The organism is Pseudarthrobacter sp. P1 (genome assembly GCF_050156935.1).
Taxonomy (GTDB): domain Bacteria; phylum Actinomycetota; class Actinomycetes; order Actinomycetales; family Micrococcaceae; genus Specibacter.
Genome location: NZ_CP189585.1, coordinates 36,497 through 54,816 on the forward strand (window position 1 = coordinate 36,497; position 18,320 = coordinate 54,816).

14 protein-coding genes and 4 pseudogenes are annotated in these 18,320 nt (G+C 63.9%); 12 read left to right on the top strand and 6 right to left on the bottom strand.

Going from position 1 to position 18,320, the window contains the following annotated elements; all coding sequences use genetic code 11:
* Positions 1 to 35: 35 nt before the first annotated feature.
* The 8 genes and pseudogenes from ACQCSX_RS21040 to ACQCSX_RS21075 all read left to right on the top strand — a co-directional run.
* Positions 36 to 233: pseudogene (locus ACQCSX_RS21040) on the top strand (ISAzo13 family transposase); the annotation flags it as partial.
* Between the two features lie 142 nt (positions 234 to 375).
* Positions 376 to 2,628 (top strand): putative transposase, encoded by a 2,253-nt coding sequence (locus ACQCSX_RS21045; protein WP_427016419.1) that lies wholly within the window; start codon positions 376 to 378, stop codon positions 2,626 to 2,628.
* Between the two features lie 21 nt (positions 2,629 to 2,649).
* Positions 2,650 to 3,048, top strand: a pseudogene (locus ACQCSX_RS21050) (ISAzo13-like element transposase-related protein); the annotation flags it as partial.
* Between the two features lie 364 nt (positions 3,049 to 3,412).
* A pseudogene (locus ACQCSX_RS21055) lies at positions 3,413 to 4,599 on the top strand (IS3 family transposase).
* A gap of 432 nt (positions 4,600 to 5,031) precedes the next feature.
* Complete coding sequence (gene ltrA, locus ACQCSX_RS21060) at positions 5,032 to 6,789, top strand: group II intron reverse transcriptase/maturase (RefSeq protein WP_427019223.1); 1,758 nt, start codon at positions 5,032 to 5,034, stop codon at positions 6,787 to 6,789.
* 169 nt (positions 6,790 to 6,958) lie between these two features.
* Entirely contained in the window at positions 6,959 to 7,075 is a 117-nt protein-coding gene (locus ACQCSX_RS21065; protein ID WP_427019272.1) for a hypothetical protein, read from the top strand.
* Positions 7,032 to 7,238 (top strand): annotated as a pseudogene (locus ACQCSX_RS21070) (IS982 family transposase); the annotation flags it as partial. The gene ACQCSX_RS21065 and the pseudogene ACQCSX_RS21070, both read left to right, overlap by 44 nt.
* Positions 7,239 to 7,309: 71 nt before the next feature.
* Complete coding sequence (locus ACQCSX_RS21075; RefSeq protein ID WP_427016420.1) at positions 7,310 to 8,398, top strand: IS630 family transposase; 1,089 nt, start codon at positions 7,310 to 7,312, stop codon at positions 8,396 to 8,398.
* A gap of 9 nt (positions 8,399 to 8,407) precedes the next feature.
* Here the strand turns inward: ACQCSX_RS21075 and gndA are convergent, their stop codons facing one another.
* The 6 genes from gndA to hxlB form a co-directional block, all read right to left on the bottom strand.
* Positions 8,408 to 9,844, bottom strand: a complete 1,437-nt coding sequence (gndA, locus tag ACQCSX_RS21080; protein WP_427018313.1) for an NADP-dependent phosphogluconate dehydrogenase — start codon at positions 9,842 to 9,844, stop codon at positions 8,408 to 8,410.
* A 66-nt stretch (positions 9,845 to 9,910) separates the two neighbouring features.
* A complete protein-coding gene (locus tag ACQCSX_RS21085) occupies positions 9,911 to 10,900 on the bottom strand; it encodes a glucose-6-phosphate dehydrogenase assembly protein OpcA (protein ID WP_427019224.1) in 990 nt (329 codons plus the stop codon).
* Positions 10,897 to 12,453: a glucose-6-phosphate dehydrogenase gene (gene zwf, locus ACQCSX_RS21090; RefSeq protein WP_427019225.1), complete on the bottom strand. Its 1,557-nt coding sequence runs from the start codon at positions 12,451 to 12,453 to the stop codon at positions 10,897 to 10,899. The genes ACQCSX_RS21085 and zwf overlap by 4 nt, the downstream gene beginning before the upstream one ends.
* A gap of 9 nt (positions 12,454 to 12,462) precedes the next feature.
* Positions 12,463 to 12,663: a hypothetical protein gene (locus tag ACQCSX_RS21095; RefSeq protein ID WP_427019226.1), complete on the bottom strand. Its 201-nt coding sequence runs from the start codon at positions 12,661 to 12,663 to the stop codon at positions 12,463 to 12,465.
* Positions 12,664 to 13,017: 354 nt separating this feature from the next.
* Positions 13,018 to 13,641, bottom strand: a complete 624-nt coding sequence (hxlA, locus tag ACQCSX_RS21100; RefSeq protein ID WP_427019227.1) for a 3-hexulose-6-phosphate synthase — start codon at positions 13,639 to 13,641, stop codon at positions 13,018 to 13,020.
* A 69-nt stretch (positions 13,642 to 13,710) separates the two neighbouring features.
* Entirely contained in the window at positions 13,711 to 14,310 is a 600-nt protein-coding gene (gene hxlB, locus ACQCSX_RS21105; protein WP_427019228.1) for a 6-phospho-3-hexuloisomerase, read from the bottom strand.
* Positions 14,311 to 15,037: 727 nt separating this feature from the next.
* Between hxlB and ACQCSX_RS21110 the strand changes: the two genes are divergently transcribed.
* The 4 genes from ACQCSX_RS21110 (at position 15,038) to ACQCSX_RS21125 (ending at position 18,280) form a co-directional block, all read left to right on the top strand.
* A complete protein-coding gene (locus ACQCSX_RS21110) occupies positions 15,038 to 15,799 on the top strand; it encodes a FadR/GntR family transcriptional regulator (RefSeq protein ID WP_427019229.1) in 762 nt (253 codons plus the stop codon).
* Positions 15,796 to 16,503 (top strand): cache domain-containing protein, encoded by a 708-nt coding sequence (locus ACQCSX_RS21115; RefSeq protein ID WP_427019230.1) that lies wholly within the window; start codon positions 15,796 to 15,798, stop codon positions 16,501 to 16,503. The genes ACQCSX_RS21110 and ACQCSX_RS21115 overlap by 4 nt, the downstream gene beginning before the upstream one ends.
* Before the next feature lie 47 nt (positions 16,504 to 16,550).
* Positions 16,551 to 17,639: an IS630 family transposase gene (locus ACQCSX_RS21120; protein ID WP_427019231.1), complete on the top strand. Its 1,089-nt coding sequence runs from the start codon at positions 16,551 to 16,553 to the stop codon at positions 17,637 to 17,639.
* A gap of 158 nt (positions 17,640 to 17,797) precedes the next feature.
* Positions 17,798 to 18,280, top strand: a complete 483-nt coding sequence (locus ACQCSX_RS21125; RefSeq protein ID WP_427019232.1) for a helix-turn-helix domain-containing protein — start codon at positions 17,798 to 17,800, stop codon at positions 18,278 to 18,280.
* Positions 18,281 to 18,320 lie beyond the last annotated feature (40 nt).

Genomic DNA, 18,320 nt, shown 5'->3' on the forward strand with positions numbered 1-18,320 from the left:
CCTTGGGTGTCGCTGTTTGGCCGTAGTGTTTTGGTATGGCCATTGCAGCGGGTGTCGAAGAAGTGTTGAAGGCGAAGTTCCAGACGTTGTTCCCGCATCTGGATGAACGGCAGCGACGTTTGGCACTGGCCGCCGAGGCCCGGTCGTTGGGCCATGGCGGGATAGCGGCCGTGGCCCGGGCTGCCGGCATCAGCACTGTGACCGTGGCCAAGGGTGTTGCGGAGCTCAGGGCTCCGGTCATGGTCTGGTGGCGGGTTTGGAAGTTCGTTGACTTTCGGGGGTTTTGAGCGGCTTGGGGGATGTTAATTTTACCTGTTTTGCGATAAAACAGAGTTAGTATTTTATCGTCTATCGAGGGGTGAAATGATGGTTTTCATGACTGCTCAACGTCCCCTGCCGGTGGCGATGGATCCTGTTGCCGTGCCGGTGGGCTTGGCGGTGTCCTTGGTGGAGAACGACCGGGGCGGGGAAGTCTATATCCGCGGGCAGCTCTGTGACGTGTGGGATGCCGAAGATGCTGCGGCACGCCGGTGGGCGGCAGTGAAATTGGTGCGTCTGGGCGCGGCCTCGCAGGCGCAGATCGCGGCAGCTTTCGGAGTTTCCTCGGTGGCGGTGTGGAAATGGGTCCAGCTGGCAGCCACCGGTGGTGTTACCGCCCTGGTGGCGGAGAAGAAAGGCCCCAAGCGCCCCTCCCAGCTGGTCACTGCCACGATCGAGCGCATCGTGGCCCTACGCGCACAAAACCAGTCACTGCGGACCATCGGCGAGACGGTGGGAGTCTCCGAGTTCAGTGTCCGCCGCGCCCTGAAACTCGTTGCCGGGCAGGGCGCCAACGCCGCGGAAACACCCGCCGCCGGTGAACCTGAAACCCAGGAACCAACACCAGCACAGCAGCCTGAACTGCCGCTCCGGCCGGCCCCGGCACCCCGCGCTGCGGAGCGTGCCGCCGCCGGCTTGCCCGGGTGCGCGGTCCCGGTGTTTGCCCCGGCAGCACACATCCGGCATGCCGGGCTGTTCTTGGCCTTCCCCGCCTTGGAAACCACCGGCCTGCTCTCCTGCGCGAAGGATGTCTACGGGTCCTTGCCGAATGGTTTCTACGGCCTGGAAACGATCCTGATCGATAGCGTGCTCCGGGCCTTGGCCGGGGAAGCCCGGGCCGAGGGCGCGACGCGTTTTGACCCGGAAGAACTTGGGCGGGTGTTGGGATTGGACCGGGCCCCGGAAGTGAAAACCATCCGCCGCCGGATCAGCCACCTCGCCGAGACGGGCAAAGCCGCCGAACTGATCGCCGCCCTGGCCGCCCACCACCTGGCCGGCACGGGCCCGGGCGGGGACAACCTGGCCGCGGTCCTCTATGTTGACGGGCATGTGCGCGCCTACCAGGGACGCAAGAAGATCGGAAAGCGGTACTCCACGAGGTTGAAGTTCCCGGTCCCTGCGACCGAGGAAACCTGGGTCACCGGCGCCCACGGCGCCCCCGTGTTCGTCGTCATGGCCGCCCCCGGTGCATCCCTTGCCGCGGAACTGCGCGACCTCCTACCCGAACTACGTATAGCGGTGGGTGACGAGCGGCGGGTGCTGGTTGGTTTTGACCGCGGCGGCCGGTCACCGGCCTTGTTCAAACACATGGACGCTTCGGGTTTTGATGTGCTGACCTGGCGCAAAGGCGCCACGGAAGACATCAAGGAAGAGCTGTTCGCCGAGGTGTCCCACACCCACGATCATGGTGAAGAGAAGACCTGGAAAGTGGCTGACACGCTCGTTGACCTTCCCCTGAACGCCACCAGGACGACCGGGGAGGTCTTCCAGATCCGCCAGCTCAGCCGGGTTGTGGCCACCACCGGCGGGGGCACGAGGCAAATCCACATCCTCACCACCGATCGCGGCCTTCCCGCCGGGGAGGTGGTGTATCGGATGGGGAACCGGTGGCGGCAGGAGAACCAGTTCCGTTACGCCCGCATGCACTTCGACCTTGACTCCCACGACTCCTACGCCAGCACCGAGGACGACGAGGACCGGATGGTGCCGAACCTGGCCAAGGCCAAGGCGTACCAAAAAGTCGTTGCCGCCAGGAATGCCCATGCCGAGGCCGCCGCCATCGCCGATATCAACCTGTTGGAGCTGAAAACCCCGCCAGAAGGAAGCAAGGAACTGATCGTCACGGTCACCAGTGCCATGCACAACCAGGCCATGGCACCACTCCGGGAAGCGGAGAACGCGCTGATCGCAGCCGAGAAGGCCCACAAGGGAATCCCTGCCACGCTCCGCCTCGGAGAACTCAACCCGGGCCAGCAGGTCCTGGATACCGAGGTGAAGCTGATCCATACCGGCATCCGGATGGCCGCCTACAACACCGCGATGACCATCGCGAGGGAGATCCGCACCAACACCGGCTACCGGCGCGCCACCCAGGAAGCCCACACCCTCATGCGCCAACTGTTCAACCAGTCCGGCGACATCGACCCCACCACCCCCGGCCACCTCACCATCAGACTGGATCCGCTGCCAACCAAGGCCAAGACCGCGGCCGCCGCCGAGTTGTGCGAGCACCTCACCGCCACCGAAACCCGCTACCCCGGCACCGATCTCATCCTCAAATACACCATCAAAAACCGGGCTCAATCCTAAAAGCATTAAATCGCCATGACCGGAGTCCTGGAGCTTGAGGCGGGCACCGCGCCGCTGGGCCGCACCCGCCGGCCCGGGGGCGGTCGCAAACCCAGTGCCTTGACCGACCCCGGGCTGCTTGAGGCACTGCTGGCCATGGTGGAGCCCGAGGAGCGCGGGGACCCGATCCCACCGTTGTGCTGGACCACCAAGTCCTTGCGGACGTTGGCCGAAGAACTCACCCGCACCGGCCACCGCGTCTCAACCTGGACCGTATCGAACCTGCTGCACGAGCAGGGCTTCTCGCTGCAGGGCAACGCGAAACAGGTCGAGGGTGCCGCCCACGAGGACCGGGACGCCCAGTTCAGATACTTGAACGCCCAGAGCACCGACCACATCAAAGCCGGGCAGCCGGTGATCAGCGTGGACACGAAGAAGAAGTTGCGACACGAGGTCGCACGCGACGAGTGAACTCGCAGATAGGAGGGCCGTCTCTGGTCGGTGTGTAGTTTCGGGTCAGTGCTCATTGATCCGTGCCCGCTCTGACGTGCGTCGCTGGTAACGGCGGGGTGCGAAGCTCAGGGTTCAAGCCCAAGGGTCCCCGTTCCATCCGGGGGCCACAGGCAGGGCAAGACCGGACGGGTGAATTGCGTGAACCTCCTTTGATGTCTCGTTATCGTGAGCCTCGTTGATGGGTTGTTTGAACGGGGTGCAGGGGCTATGCGGTGGTAGTGGGCTGCTCTGGGGATTTCGGACAGTGGTACCCCTGAAATGATGGGGACTACCGGAATGAGGAATCACCAGAATGTCATCAACCCGTCGCAGGTTTAGTCAGGAATTCAAGGATGAACTGTGCCGCGAAGTCATCGACTCGTCCAAGCCCATCAAATCCGTCGCCACCGAATACGGCGTGGGCGCCGAGACGTTGCGCAATTGGCTGAAGAAGTACAGGCAAGCCCACGGTGGCATTGAGACGGAGGCGGAGTTGAACGTCTCCGAACGTGCCCGGCTCAAGGAACTGGAACGTGAGAACCAGGAACTGAAGGCGGAGGCCGCGTTCCTAAAAAAGCGGCCGCATACTTCGTGCGGGAGCCACGGTAGTGGCGAAGCATGAATTCATCGATTCCTACGCGGCCACCGAGAAGGCGCCGGCGGTGTTGAAGATGTGCCGGTGGTTGGAGGTCTCCCGCTCGGGGGTTCTACCACTGGCGCTCCCGCCCGGTCTCGGCCACCGCAGCCCGCAGGACGGCACTGACCGCCCGTGTACGGCATTTCTTTGAGGAATCCGAGGGGACCTACGGGTACCGCCGGATCCACGCCGACCTGTCGGCCCAGGAGACCGAGTGTTCCCCGGAACTGGTGCGCCAAATCATGAGGCAAGAAGGCCTGGTTCCGTGCCAGCCGCGGCCCTTCAGGACCGCCACGGTCGCCGATGCAGAAGCGGCAGCCGCAATGCCGGACCTGGTCCGCCGGGACTTCACCGCCGACCGGCCTGGCATCAAATTCGTCGGAGACATCACGTACATCCATACGTGGCAGGGCTTCATCTACCTGGCCACGGTCATCGACTGCTATTCCAAGAAAGTCGTTGGTTGGGCCATCGATGACCACATGCGCTCCGAACTAGTGGAACGGGCCCTGCGCAACGCCGCAGCCACGACACGAATCGAGCCGAACGCGATCTGGCATTCAGACCGCGGGAGCGTTTACACCTCAGCCTCGTTCAGGGCCCTGGTCGCCAGCTTGGGGATGCGTTCATCCATGGGGAAAACCGGCATTTGCTGGGACAACAGCCAGGCAGAAACTTTCTTCTCGGCCCTGAAAAACGAGCGCGTGTACCGCACGACGTACGCCACGAAGGACCGGGCCCGTAGTGACATCATCCGCTACATCGAGGGGTTCGACAACAGCCGCAGACGCCATTCGGCACTCGATTACCGGCGACCGAATGAAGTCCACTACAGTTACCAGCAGCCGGCCGCGGCAGCGTAGAAAAACCACTAATCCGCTGTCCGAAAACTCCTAAGCAGCCCAGTAGAGCGGCAGGCGCTGGCCGGGGATTTTTTGTCGGTCAGGTGAGCACCGCCGCCCTCGGGGTACAGGAGGCACCCAACCCGGTCGTAACTCGTACGTGTGGAACGTGGTAACCCCGACAGGGTCCGGCGCGGAGGCGTGTCCGGTAGGTCGACCGTGAGGAACGCTGAATTCCCCGGCGGGGATGGGATGACCCGAGAAGCAAAAGCCGGTGGGCCGAAAGGCCACAGGAAACCAAGATCGATAGCTGGTTCTTCCGCCAGTGGTCTTGGATAACTGGCCGGATAGGGCTTTGTTTGCCCGGCCCGAAAGGGCGCTGACGCGGGTCAGGTGAGCTTGTGGAAAGACTAACGATGCTGACACTGGAACCGAAGGGACAAGTTGGGCGTCATGACGATGCAGGAACCGGCTTTGTCCGGTGAGGGTGCCGTGATGGTGAACGGACCGGAGGGCGGGATCCTCGACTGGGAGGCTATTGATTGGCACACCGCCGAGGATGACGTACGGCGTTTACGACAGCGGATTTTCACGGCATCGCAGGCAGGGGACCTCAAAAGGGTCCGTAATTTACAGAAGTTGATGCTCCGGTCCCGGGCGAACACGCTTGTTGGTGTTCGACGGGTGACGGAGCTCAATGCTGGCCGCAAGACGGCGGGCATCGACGGTCTGGTGGCGGTGGTTGCTCCGGTCAAGGCTGAATTGGCAGACTGGGTGCAGCACCGCTCCGGAACGTGGAAAGCCCGTCCGGTCAAGCGGGTGTATATTCCCAAGGCCAATAAAAAGCGCCGCCCGCTCGGTATCCCGGTGATCGTTGACCGCGTGCTTCAAGCATGTGTGGCCAACGCGCTGGAACCCGAGTGGGAAGCACGGTTCGAGCCGAAATCCTATGGGTTTCGTCCCGGCCGTGGTTGCCATGACGCGATCGAGGCCATCTTCCATGTCGCCCGGGGTGCAAACCCTCGGCGGCGGTGGGTGCTGGATGCAGATTTGGCGGCGGCGTTCGACCATATCGACCATGACCACTTGCTTCGGCAGCTTGGCACGTTCCCAGCCAGGGGACTGATCGCCGGGTGGCTCAAGGCTGGGATGGTCGAAAACGGCCGGTTTGCCCCGACCGAGGAGGGAACTCCGCAGGGCGGGGTGATTAGCCCGTTGCTGCTTAACGTGGCCTTGCATGGAATGGAAAGTGCCGCTGGGGTTCGGCGCCTACTAGCCGGTATTCATGCCGGTGAAATCTTGTCGAACTCCCCGGTGTTGATCAGGTACGCCGATGATCTGGTGGCCCTATGCCATAGTAAGGATGAGGCCGAACAGGTCAAGGCACGACTTGTCCGATGGCTGGCACCCAGAGGTCTGGCCTTCAACGAGGACAAGACGCACATCGTCACCCTCGAGGAAGGCTTTGACTTTCTGGGGTTTACCGCCCGCCGACAATCGGGCAAGCTGCTGATCAAACCGAGCAAGGCGGCACTGAAACGGATTCGGGAAAGGCTGCGCACCGAGATGCGTGCCCTGCGAGGGGCCAACGCGGCCTTGGTGCTCATTCGGCTCAACCCCATCATCAGGGGCTGGGCTGCCTATTACCGAACAGGGGTGTCCAGCGAGGCATTCGCCGCACTGGACACGCTACTGTGGCGGCTCACCTATAAGTGGGCCAAGTATGGTCACGCGAACAAGTCGAAGCACTGGATAACCACTCGGTATTTTGGTGCGTTCAACAGGTCTAGGCGTGACCGGTGGGTGTTTGGCGACCGCGACAGCGGTGCCTACCTCACCAAATTCGCTTGGACCGGTATCGTCCGACACCGGATGGTCAGGGGCGCTTCATCTCCGGACGATCCTGCCCTGGCCCAGTACTGGGCCGACCGGCGGCGTCGAGGGGTTCCCCCGCCCATGGACCAGCTCGGCTTGCGCCTGTTGAGGGCACAGGCCGGACGCTGTCCACTATGCGGGGATTTGCTCCTCCACGCCGATCATCCACCGCAAACCCCGCGCGAGTGGGAACAGTGGGTTCGTGCCACCGGCAAGGCATTGCGCAAGCAGGGCCTTACCTACCGGAAGCACGACGGGTCAGGCGAGACCAGCAGCCTCCGTCTCATACACACCCGGTGTCGCGGTGGCCTGTCGGCCACGGCGACACCGGGCTAGCAATTCTGTCCCGCCAACGAGCCTTTGGGGCTTGCTTGAGCCGGATGCGCGGAAACGTGCACGTCCGGTTCTGAGGGGGGCCGGGCGCAGCAATGCGTCCGGCCTACCCGGCGAACTTCTCGGGCTGTTTTCCAACGCCGGCACGACGTGGCGCCCGGCCGGAGACCCGGTGCGGGTCACCGTACATGACTTCCCCGACCCGGCACTGGGCAAGGCCAACCCCCACGGCGTGTATGGGCTGCGGCAAACTCGGCCGGATCCGGCAATGGATCGAATCCGTCTTTGACACCCTCAAGGGCCAACTCGGTCTCGAACAGCACGGCGGGCGCACCCTCGAAGGCGTCTACGCCCGCGTCGCCGCCAGGCTTCTGGCCCTCGCCGCCGGCATCTGGCACAACTGGCGCATCAACGCACCCCGCAAACGCTCACTGACCGCCTACGGCCACTAAATCCAAGAGGACTTAATCATCTAGTGTAGTGTCTCCAAAATAGTTCATGGCTTGGGTGTTAAGCTTGGGTCATGTCGAATCACGCCCCCGCATTGGCCCTTGGTGACGTCCAGCGCGAGGTCCTGGCGGCCCTGTCCAGGTCGCAGGTTGCCTCGCACCGGGAGGTGCAGCGGGCGCAGGTGCTGCTGATGGCGTCCGAGGGTCTGGCCAATGAGTGGATTGCCCGGGTGGTGGGCGTGAACCCGGGCACGGTGCGTGCCTGGCGTGCCCGCTTTGCCCAGGACGGGCTGGTGAAGTTCGGTGCGGTGCGTGCCGGGCGCGGCCGGAAGCCGGTGATCCCGGAAGCGAAGATCGCCGAGATCGTGTGGCTGACGCAGAACACCAGGCCGGCGGCGGAAACACACTGGTCGGTGCGTTCCATGGCCGCCCGCGTCGGTGTCTCCCCGGCCCAGGTGCAGCGGATCTGGGCCGCCCGGGGGCTCAAGCCCCACCTGGTCAAGACGTTCAAGCCCTCCAACGATCCGAACTTCGACGAGAAGCTCATTGACGTGTGCGGGCTGTACCTGAACCCGCCGGAGAACGCGATCGTGCTGTGCATGGACGAGAAGACTTCCATCCAGGCCCTGGACCGCACCCAGCCGTCCCTGCCCATGGTCAAGGGCCGCGGGGAAACCATGACACACGACTACAAGCGCAACGGGACCACCACGCTCTTCGCCGCCCTGGAGGTCGCCACGGGCAAGGTGCTGGGAACGTGCGTGCCCAAGCACCGCCACAATGAATTCCTTGATTTCCTGAAGACCCTTGAGAAGGAAGTCCCGAAGGGCTTGGAGATCCATCTGATCATCGACAACTACGCGACCCACAAGCATGCCAACGTCAAGGCCTGGCTCCAGAAGCATCCGCGGTTCCACCTGCACTTCACACCGACGTCCTCGTCCTGGCTGAACCTGGTCGAAGGCTGGTTCCGGGACCTGACGGAGAAGGCCCTGCGCCGCGGAGTCTTCCACTCCGTGCCGGACCTCATCGAAAAAATCGAGGACTACATCCGCGCCAACAACGAAAACCCCAAGCCGCTGATCTGGACCGCGACCGCCGAATCCATCCTTGAAAAAGTCAACCGCGGCCGCGTCGCACTTCAAGCCACCAAACAAAACTGAGACACCACACTAGTGCGTGTCTACGGCCTCAACCTCGGACTTGTCGCCGCTCCACTGGGTGTGGAACGTGCCTTCGGTGTCCACGCGGTTGTACGTGTGGGCGCCGAAGAGGTCGCGCAGACCCTGGGTCAAGGCCGCGGGCAGGCGCGTGCGGCGCAGGCCGTCGTAGTACGCCAGCGAGGAGGAGAACACCGGAACCGGGATGCCCAGCTGGACGGCGGTGGAGACCACGCGGCGCCAGGCCGGCAGTGCACCGGCAATGGCCTCGGCAAAGGCCGGGGCGAACAAAAGGTTGGCCGGCTTGTCCTGGGCCGCGTAGGCCTTGGTGATGTCCTTGAGCAGCTCGGCGCGGATGATGCAGCCGCCGCGCCACAGGCCGGCAATCTCGTCCAGCTTCAGGTCCCAGCCGTACTCCTTGGCGGAGGCGGTGAGCATGTCCAGGCCCTGGGCGTAGCTGACCAGCTTGGAGGCGAACAGCGCCTGGCGCACGTCCTCGACAAAGGTCTCATCCAGCTTGACGTCAACCTCGTGGCCGGCCAGGACTTCCTGGGCGATGGCACGCTGGCCGCGCTGGCTGGAGAGGCCGCGGGCGAAGACGGACTCGGCAATGGCCGAGGTGGGCGAACCCAGGTCCAGGGCGGACTGCACGGTCCAACGCCCGGTGCCCTTCTGGCCCGCGGAGTCCACAATGACGTCGACCAGCGGCTTGCCGGTCTTGGCGTCCACGTGGCCGAGCACCTCGGCGGTGATTTCGATCAGGAACGAGGCGAGCTCGCCCTTGTTCCACTCGGTGAAGATCTCTGCCTGCGCGGCGGGCTCGAGGCCGGCACCGGTGCGCAGGAGGTCGTAGGCCTCGCCAATGACCTGCATGTCGGCATATTCGATGCCGTTGTGGACCATCTTGACGAAGTGGCCGGCACCGTCGGTGCCGACCCAGGCGCAGCAGGGCTTGCCGTCGACCTGGGCGGCGATCTTTTCCAGCAGCGGGCCCAGCGCGTCGTAGGACTCCTTGGAACCACCGGGCATGATGGACGGGCCCAGCAGGGCGCCCTCCTCGCCACCGGAGACGCCGATGCCCACGAAGTGCAGGTCCTTGGCGGCCAGGGCGGCCTCGCGGCGGCGGGTGTCCTCGTAGTGCGAGTTGCCGGCGTCGATGACGATGTCGCCCGGCTCCAGCAGGGGTTCCAGCTGCTCAATGACGGAGTCCACGGGGGCTCCGGCCTTGACCATGATCAGCACGCGGCGGGGCTTCTCCAGCGAGCCGACCAGTTCCGCCAGGGTTTCCGTACGGACGAAGCTGCCTTCGTGTCCGTAGTTTTCCAGCAAGGAATCGGTTTTGGCGGCCGAGCGGTTGTGCAGGGCCACGGTGAAGCCATTGCGGGCCAGGTTGCGGGCCAGGTTTGCACCCATGACGGCCAAGCCGGTTACGCCGATTTGCGCGGACATCAAAACTCCAAAGTGTTGTAGGTAGAGCAATGGCTTTCACGGTCTGGCGCATTGGCGCCGACCGCGCTAATTGATCAGTGACAAGAGGTCGCGGTGACGTTCAAGCTCCGCATTGCCAGTGACTGTCACACGGCTGTCCTGGTGCACTCTGAAAGTACCAAGGCTGCGGACTGTTTCGCCGAAGACCTCATCGGGGTCAAGACGGCGCAGTTCCTCGACCAGGCAGTCCTGCAGGGTACGGCGGGGCAGGGAGATCCGGTGTGCGGGCTGGCCCGGCTGGGTCAGTTCGGCGACGGCGTGTCCGGGCCGGAACAGCCGAATGTCACCGGAGGCCCGGGTTAGCCGGACGCCCCGGATCCCGGTGCCTGCGGGGTGCCCGACGATGGTGACAGGGGCGTCGAGGGCGCGCTGCAGCCAGGAGGCCAGCAGGATCGTGCTGGGTGAGTCGGTGGCGCCCTCGACGGCGACGGCGGTGACCGGTGAAGTGTCCGCCTGGTCCAGGACCGAGGCGAGCTGGATCCGCCAATTGGTCAGGCGGGTCCAGGCCAGGTCGGTGTCGCCTGCCTTGTAGGTGGCACCAATGTGCTGGAGCGCCTCGCGCGGGCTGGGCTCGTTGGCCGAGTCCGTGATCCGGCGGTGCGCAATGCGACCGATCGAGGAGGTGCTCGCGGACTCCGGCACCCCGTGCGGCCACCAGGCCACGATCGGCGCATCGGGCAGCAGCAGGGCCGAGACGAGGGACTCGCTCTCGGTGGCCAGCTCGCCGTAGCCGCGCAGCACGATGACCTCGGAGGCACCGGCGTCCCCGCCCACGCGGATTTGCCCATCGAGCCGGGTGGGCTCCTGGGCGCTGCCGGCCGCCAGCACAATGATGCGGCAGGGGTGTTCGCGGCTGGCCAGGTTGGCGGCCGCAATGGCCTCCTCCTCAAAGCCGGCCTTGGTAATGACCACCAGGGTCAGCACACGGCCCAGCGTGACCACCCCGCCCTGCTCACGCAAGGTGACGATCTTCTTGGTGACCTTGGAGGTTGTAGTGCTTGGGAGATCAATAATCACGGCCTTCGCCAGGTCCTTCCATCGCGGGTGAGCAGTTCATCGGCCGAGGCCGGGCCCCAGCTGCCGGGTGCGTAGGACTCGGGCTGCACGCCCTCCGCCGCCCAGAATTCCTCGAACGGGTCAAGGATCTTCCAGGACAGCTCCACCTCCTGGTGGCGCGGGAACAGCGGCGGCTCGCCCAGGAGCACATCCAGGATCAGCCGCTCGTAGGCCTCGGGGCTGGACTCGGTGAAGGCATGGCCGTAGCCGAAGTCCATCGTGACGTCGCGGACCTCCATCTGCGTGCCCGGGACCTTGGAGCCGAAGCGGATGGTGACACCCTCGTCCGGCTGGACGCGGATGACGACGGCGTTCTGGCCGAAGTCATCTTCGTTGTGGTCCGTGAAGAGCAGGTTGGGGGCACGCTTGAAGACGACGGCGATCTCCGTCACGCGCCGGCCCAGGCGTTTGCCCGCGCGCAGGTAGAACGGCACGCCGGACCAGCGCCGGGTGTTGATGTCCAGGCGGACGGCCGCATAGGTCTCGGTGGTGGAATCGGCCGGAATGCCCTCTTCCTGAAGGTACCCCAGCACCTGCTCGCCACCTTGCCAGCCGCCGCCGAACTGGCCGCGGGCCGAATGCGTGGACAAATCCGCCGGCAGCTTGACGGCTGCCAGCACCTTTTCCTTCTCCGCCCGCAGGTCCTCGGCGTTGAAGGAGATGGGCTCCTCCATCGCGGTCAGGGCCAGCAGTTGGAGCAGGTGGTTCTGGATGACGTCGCGGGCCGCACCCACGCCGTCGTAGTAGCCGGCGCGGCCGCCGGTGCCGATGTCCTCGGCCATGGTGATCTGCACGTGGTCCACGTAGTTGGCGTTCCACAGCGGCTCGAAGAACTGGTTGGCAAAGCGCAGTGCCAGAATGTTCTGCACCGTTTCCTTGCCCAGGTAGTGGTCGATGCGGAACACCGAATCCGGCGGGAAGACGGATTCGACAATGTCGTTCAGCGCCCGGGCCGATTCGAGGTTGTGCCCGAACGGCTTCTCGATGACCACACGGCGCCAGCTGGTGCCATCGGCCTGTGCCAGCCCGTGCTCGGAGAGCTGCTTGCAGACCAGTTCAAAGGCCTTCGGCGGGATGGAGAGGTAGAAGGCGTGGTTGCCGCGCGTGCCGCGCTGCTCGTCGAGCGCCTCGATGGTCGCCTTGAGCCGCTCGAACGCCGCATCGTCGTCGAACTCGCCCTGGACAAAACGGATGCCCTCGGCCAGCTGCGCCCAGACCTTTTCGTCAAAGGGGGTGCGGCAATGGGCCATGACGGCCTCCTTGACCTCGGCCGCGAAGTCCTGGTCCGCCCACTGCCGGCGGGCGAAGCCCACCAGCGCAAAGCTGGGCGGCAGCAGGCCGCGGTTGGCCAGGTCGTAGACGGCCGGCATCAGCTTCTTGCGCGAGAGGTCTCCCGTGACGCCGAAAAGGACCAGCGACGACGGGCCCGCCACCCGGGACAGCCGGCGGTCCCGGCCGTCCCGGAGCGGGTTGCGCCCGGACTTCAAATCCGCATCAACGTACGTTACAGACATTTTGGCCTTCTATTGTGAGACCGGTGACAGTCCGGCAGTGCGGCCGTCGACCGACGGCCACGAGAGTGTCTGCTCCCAGGTTTCCCCGAAGGGAACCGTGTCGCTGAGCGCGAGCGTGTACCGGCGGGGGTCATGGCGGGTGACCAGAATGCCGGCGGACCGCTTGGCTATCGCTACCTGGCGGAGAACTGCCTCTGCATCGTCGAGCAACTCGTAGAGTCGACCAGGCTTGGTAACGAGGACTTCCAAATGCTCGGGGGCTTGACCGTGCATGATAAACAGCTTCCTTTCCAGGATTTTGGTTCCCCTCGGTGGGATGTGGTGTGTCTTAGATCGAATTCAGCATGACGGGATCATCATGAACCATCAGGCGGCGGCAGCCTGTGCCCTTTGATTCATGGCGCAGTCGATCCGTCGAACCTGTACTGCCCGCGGTGGCGTTCCTCCGCGGGCAGTACAGATAGGAAATTCCGCGGTTGCTGGCCCCTGAATTTGCAGAGCCGCAACCCGAGGTGGCGCCCGCGGCCCTTGTTCAAGGGTGCAGGCGCCACCGTCAATCGGGGACTAGACGATGGAGCCGCGGAGCAGCTTGGCTGCCAGGGCCGGGTCGTCTGCACCGTAGATGGCACCGCCGGCGACAGCTACATCGGCACCGGCGTGCTGGACGGCGGCAATCGTCTTGATGCTCACGCCGCCGGCCACGGAGAACGGAACGCGGGCTTCTGCACCGGCGCGGAGCAGACCGGTCAGGTCGAAGCCGGGCTTGGCCTGCTCGTCCAGACCGGCGTGCATCTCGACGAACTTCGCACCCAGGGCGCGGACTTCCTTGGCACGGGTGACCTTGTCTGCCACGCCGATGAGGTCGACGACGACGCCCTTGTTGTGGGCCTTGGCTGCCTTGACGGCACCGGCAATGGTGGAGTCATCAGCGGCACCGAGCACGGTGACCAGGTCGGCGCCGGCCTTGAAGGCGATGTCGGCTTCGAGCTCTCCGGCGTCCATGGTCTTCAGGTCAGCAAAGACAATCTTGTCCGGGTGGGCCGCCTTGATGGCGGTAATGACTGACAGCCCTTCGCTCTTGATCAAGGGGGTGCCGAGTTCGATGATGTCAACGTATTCGGCAACCTGTCCGGCCAGTTCGAGGGCGGCTTCGGTGGTGAGCAGGTCGATAGCAACTTGGAGCTTCATGATGTTTCTTCTTTCTGTAGGGAACTGCGGTGGGTGTGAAAAGGCGGGTGTGGAAAGTTGGGGCCTCGGTTATTCGAGGTTGGCGTGCCTGAGCCAGAGCTCTTCGGCCGGTGCATCGGTGTTGTCCCACAGCGACTGGAAGATGGCCTCGGTGGCCAAGAACAGCACCTGCTCGAAGAGGGACCCGGAGTACTGGCGGGAAACGTTGGAGCCGTGGTCGGTCTTCTGGGCAGCGGGGATGATCACCAGCGCGTCGGCGAGTCGGGCGAGCGGCGAGTCCGCGTTCGTGGTGAACGCGGCAATGCGTGCTCCGGCCTTCACCGCGGTTTCCGCCGACTTGACCACTCCGGAGGTCGTTCCCGATCCGGAGGCCACCAGAAGCAGGTCCCCGGAGCTGATGGCGGGAGTGGTGGTGTCACCGGCGATGTGGACGGTCAGGCCCAGGTGCATCAGCCTCATTGCGGCCATGCGCAGGACCAGCCCGCTGCGGCCAGCTCCGGCGAAGAACACTCGGCTGTTCGGGCCCAGGAGGCCTGCCAGAGTGGCGATCTCGTGTTCGTCGATTTTGGCAGCCGTGTCCGCGATCTCATCCCTGACGAGGGACAGGTTGCGGACAATGTCATCTGTGGTGCTGTAGACGCGTTCCGTCGTATTTGCTGTCGGATTCACGATTTGTCCCTTTCGATTCGGTGTTCGGCCTGTAGCGGCTGAACGAGGCTTTCTGGCTGATATCCATAATCCCGAGACAAACGGGCGGGGGTAACACTGTTTTCTGACGGTTCTGACTACCCTTTGGGATAGGGCTGAGGTTCCCGCCCCGAGTCGACCGCCAGGATGGGCACGGCCGCAGGTTGTGACCACGAGGGGGAATCTGCCAGGTTCGGTTGCGGGGCCGCGCCAGAGTCTCGCCGTCGGTCTCGACATTTGCCGGGGAGGGCTCGATGGGCGTTGTCACTGGCCGTCCCCTCACTTGGTTCAGGCGTCCGGGAATCCCAGGATGACCCTGCCGCTCGTGGCGGGATCTTTGGCCGCTGGGCGACTGGTTCGGTGGCAGGGCATGCATGACCTGCAGCTCGATGACGAGCGACTGGTTGGCCGGGGCCGTGATGACTTCGTCCCGTTCCTCATCGAAGCGGAAGGCACGGACGAAGCCGGTCTTCTGCGGTGTTGCCATCGATGCAGGGATGGGCTGCCTGCCGGCCGGCAGGAGGCCGACCGTGACGGGGAGGGGCCCTTCCATGATTTACAGCGCGGAGGGCGGAGGCCCGGACCACTTAAAGCCGTAGCAATGAAGGATTTATGTGCATAGACTCAGGTGAACAAGCTAAGTCCTGTAAATACTTCCCGGACTGGTGAGTATTGACCCGACCCGTAGCCCATTTCGGAGCGCAGACTTTTGGCCTCGCCGACCTTATTCCACTCGCAGATATATCGGTCCCTGCCGGAAATCGAGAGGGCCGATGCGATTGTCGACAGAATTTCTACGGCCATCGCACTCGGGCTGCTCAAAGTAGGTGAACGCTTGCCCCCGGAAGCGGCGCTCTCGGAGATGTTTGGAGTTGGCGGTGCGACCCTTCGCGAAGCTTTGGCGGCACTGCGCGGGCAGGGAGTCGTCGAGACTCGCAGAGGCCGGAGCGGGGGAACCTTCGTCGTCAGCCAGCCTCGAACCCAGACCGACGTCATCCGGGATTGGTTTCTCTCGACGTCTATTTCGGAAATACGCGACATCGGAGACGAACATTCCGCTATAGCCGCCACGACCATCCGCCTGGCATGTGAGCGCGCGGAAGCGCACGACTTCGATCGGCTTCAGGAACTTGCGCGGGCATTGGTGCTGGCCACGACGCCCGAAGCGCGTGCACCTGCTGACAGCCGCTTTCATATCGAGTTGGCGGTTTCCGCGCAATCACCGAGACTTGCCGCTGCTGAAATCCGGCTTCAGGAAGAAACTGTTCAACAGTTGTGGACCCCCCTCACTGTGGCGTTTGACCCCGAACAGGCAACCGCTGAACACTTGGAACTGGTCCGGGCCGTGGCCCAGGACCACCCCGAGAAGGCCCAGAAACTAGTACTTGAGCACATCAGGCGAAACATTTTCCACCTGATTGACACGAAACTCACCCTCGGATATTCCCAATCAATTCAGGATGACCAATGAACCCCAGCACCGAAGTCGTACACGCTGCCGCTGCCCTCACTTCGTGGATCGGCGGTGTCTGCACCAAGACCGAGAATCTCTCTCGAAACGTGGCCTCGCTGCTTGAACGAAATCTCGCCGGCAAGTCCAAAGTCGGTAAAGGTTCGCTGAACGGGCTGGACGAACTCGCACGGGAGTTCCTGACAAAGAACAGTTTTGCTGTCGGCGCCGGGACCTTCTTCGCCGCCGAATCCGTTGAGGAGGGCGGCCACGCTTTGGAATGGTGGTTCCGCAAGGAATCTAATGTCCTGGAAAGGCTTCATCTCGACCTGACGCCAGGCAGCAATCGATATTACGACTACGAGAAGCTGCCGTTCTTCTCTACCGCTGCTTCCACAGGTGAGCAAACCCTTTGGGGCCCGTACATCGACTATCTCGGCTTCGAGGAATACATCCTTACATTCGCGGCACCTTTTTCTGTCCATGGACACTTCACCGGGGTTTCGGGGTGCGACATTCGGATCAAGGATCTGGAACCGCTCATCATGCCAAACCTGCGCAGCATCCCAGGCGATGCCGCCCTCATTAACGCCAGCAACCGTGTCATTCTCGGCAATTCCGGGATGTACCTGGTCGGTGAGCGGGTGAAATCCGGATCCGCAAACCAGCATCGGATGGCTCTGGACGTCCCCCATTTGGGGCTCTCACTGATCTACACCACCTAGTGTAGTGTCTCCAAAATAGTTCATGGCTTGGGTGTTAAGCTTGGGTCATGTCGAATCACGCCCCCGCATTGGCCCTTGGTGACGTCCAGCGCGAGGTCCTGGCGGCCCTGTCCAGGTCGCAGGTTGCCTCGCACCGGGAGGTGCAGCGGGCGCAGGTGCTGCTGATGGCGTCCGAGGGTCTGGCCAATGAGTGGATTGCCCGGGTGGTGGGCGTGAACCCGGGCACGGTGCGTGCCTGGCGTGCCCGCTTTGCCCAGGACGGGCTGGTGAAGTTCGGTGCGGTGCGTGCCGGGCGCGGCCGGAAGCCGGTGATCCCGGAAGCGAAGATCGCCGAGATCGTGTGGCTGACGCAGAACACCAGGCCGGCGGCGGAAACACACTGGTCGGTGCGTTCCATGGCCGCCCGCGTCGGTGTCTCCCCGGCCCAGGTGCAGCGGATCTGGGCCGCCCGGGGGCTCAAGCCCCACCTGGTCAAGACGTTCAAGCCCTCCAACGATCCGAACTTCGACGAGAAGCTCATTGACGTGTGCGGGCTGTACCTGAACCCGCCGGAGAACGCGATCGTGCTGTGCATGGACGAGAAGACTTCCATCCAGGCCCTGGACCGCACCCAGCCGTCCCTGCCCATGGTCAAGGGCCGCGGGGAAACCATGACACACGACTACAAGCGCAACGGGACCACCACGCTCTTCGCCGCCCTGGAGGTCGCCACGGGCAAGGTGCTGGGAACGTGCGTGCCCAAGCACCGCCACAATGAATTCCTTGATTTCCTGAAGACCATTGAGAAGGAAGTCCCGAAGGGCTTGGAGATCCATCTGATCATCGACAACTACGCGACCCACAAGCATGCCAACGTCAAGGCCTGGCTCCAGAAGCATCCGCGGTTCCACCTGCACTTCACACCGACGTCCTCGTCCTGGCTGAACCTGGTCGAAGGCTGGTTCCGGGACCTGACGGAGAAGGCCCTGCGCCGCGGAGTCTTCCACTCCGTGCCGGACCTCATCGAAAAAATCGAGGACTACATCCGCGCCAACAACGAAAACCCCAAGCCGCTGATCTGGACCGCGACCGCCGAATCCATCCTTGAAAAAGTCAACCGCGGCCGCGTCGCACTTCAAGCCACCAAACAAAACTGAGACACCACACTAGCCTCTGATCTCCTGAAGCCGTCAGGGGATCATGTTGAAGTCCCCGCACCGATGATCTAGTAGATCGTCGTGGCTAAGGTGCGCAGTTGGAGGGATGATGTTCCTGGCGGGTTCTTCCCCGACCGCCCGCCGGGAGCGAGACCACGATGTCCAGGACGAAGTCGCGGCCGGTGGCGCTCAGCCCGGCGGAGCGGCAGCTGCTGACGGCTCTGACCCGCACGGGCTCGCATCCGGCCCAGCAGGTTCGCCGGGCCAGGATCCTGCTCGAGCTGGACGAGAACAGCCCCGGCCGCCACGGGCCGGTTCCCGCCCAGACGGTGGTGGCCGAGCGGGCCGGCGTTGCCGTTGACACGGTCGTTAAGGTCTCCAAGGCCTACGCAGGGCGCGGCGGCGACGTGGCCGCCACGATCACCCGGAAGAAGCGGGCCACGCCGCCGGTGGCCCCGACCGTCACCGGCGAGGTCGAAGCCCGCCTGATCGCGCTGGCCTGTTCCGCCCCTCCCGAGGGCAGGGACCGGTGGAGCCTGCGCCTGCTGGAGAAGCACGTCGCGCTCATCGAGGACATCCCCGACCTGGACCACTCCACCATCGGCAGGGTGTTAAAAAAACGCAACTTCGCCCCCACCTGAAGCAGTGCTGGACCATCCCGCCGCACGCCAACGGGGAGTT

Coding starts and splice junctions, on each gene's coding strand:
- ACQCSX_RS21045 (WP_427016419.1), top strand. CDS start 376: ATGACTGCTCAACGTCCCCTGCCGGTGGCGATGGATCCTGTTGCCGTG.
- ltrA (WP_427019223.1), top strand. CDS start 5,032: ATGACGATGCAGGAACCGGCTTTGTCCGGTGAGGGTGCCGTGATGGTG.
- ACQCSX_RS21075 (WP_427016420.1), top strand. CDS start 7,310: ATGTCGAATCACGCCCCCGCATTGGCCCTTGGTGACGTCCAGCGCGAG.
- gndA (WP_427018313.1), bottom strand. CDS start 9,844: ATGTCCGCGCAAATCGGCGTAACCGGCTTGGCCGTCATGGGTGCAAAC.
- zwf (WP_427019225.1), bottom strand. CDS start 12,453: ATGTCTGTAACGTACGTTGATGCGGATTTGAAGTCCGGGCGCAACCCG.
- hxlA (WP_427019227.1), bottom strand. CDS start 13,641: ATGAAGCTCCAAGTTGCTATCGACCTGCTCACCACCGAAGCCGCCCTC.
- ACQCSX_RS21115 (WP_427019230.1), top strand. CDS start 15,796: ATGAACCCCAGCACCGAAGTCGTACACGCTGCCGCTGCCCTCACTTCG.
- ACQCSX_RS21120 (WP_427019231.1), top strand. CDS start 16,551: ATGTCGAATCACGCCCCCGCATTGGCCCTTGGTGACGTCCAGCGCGAG.
- ACQCSX_RS21125 (WP_427019232.1), top strand. CDS start 17,798: ATGTCCAGGACGAAGTCGCGGCCGGTGGCGCTCAGCCCGGCGGAGCGG.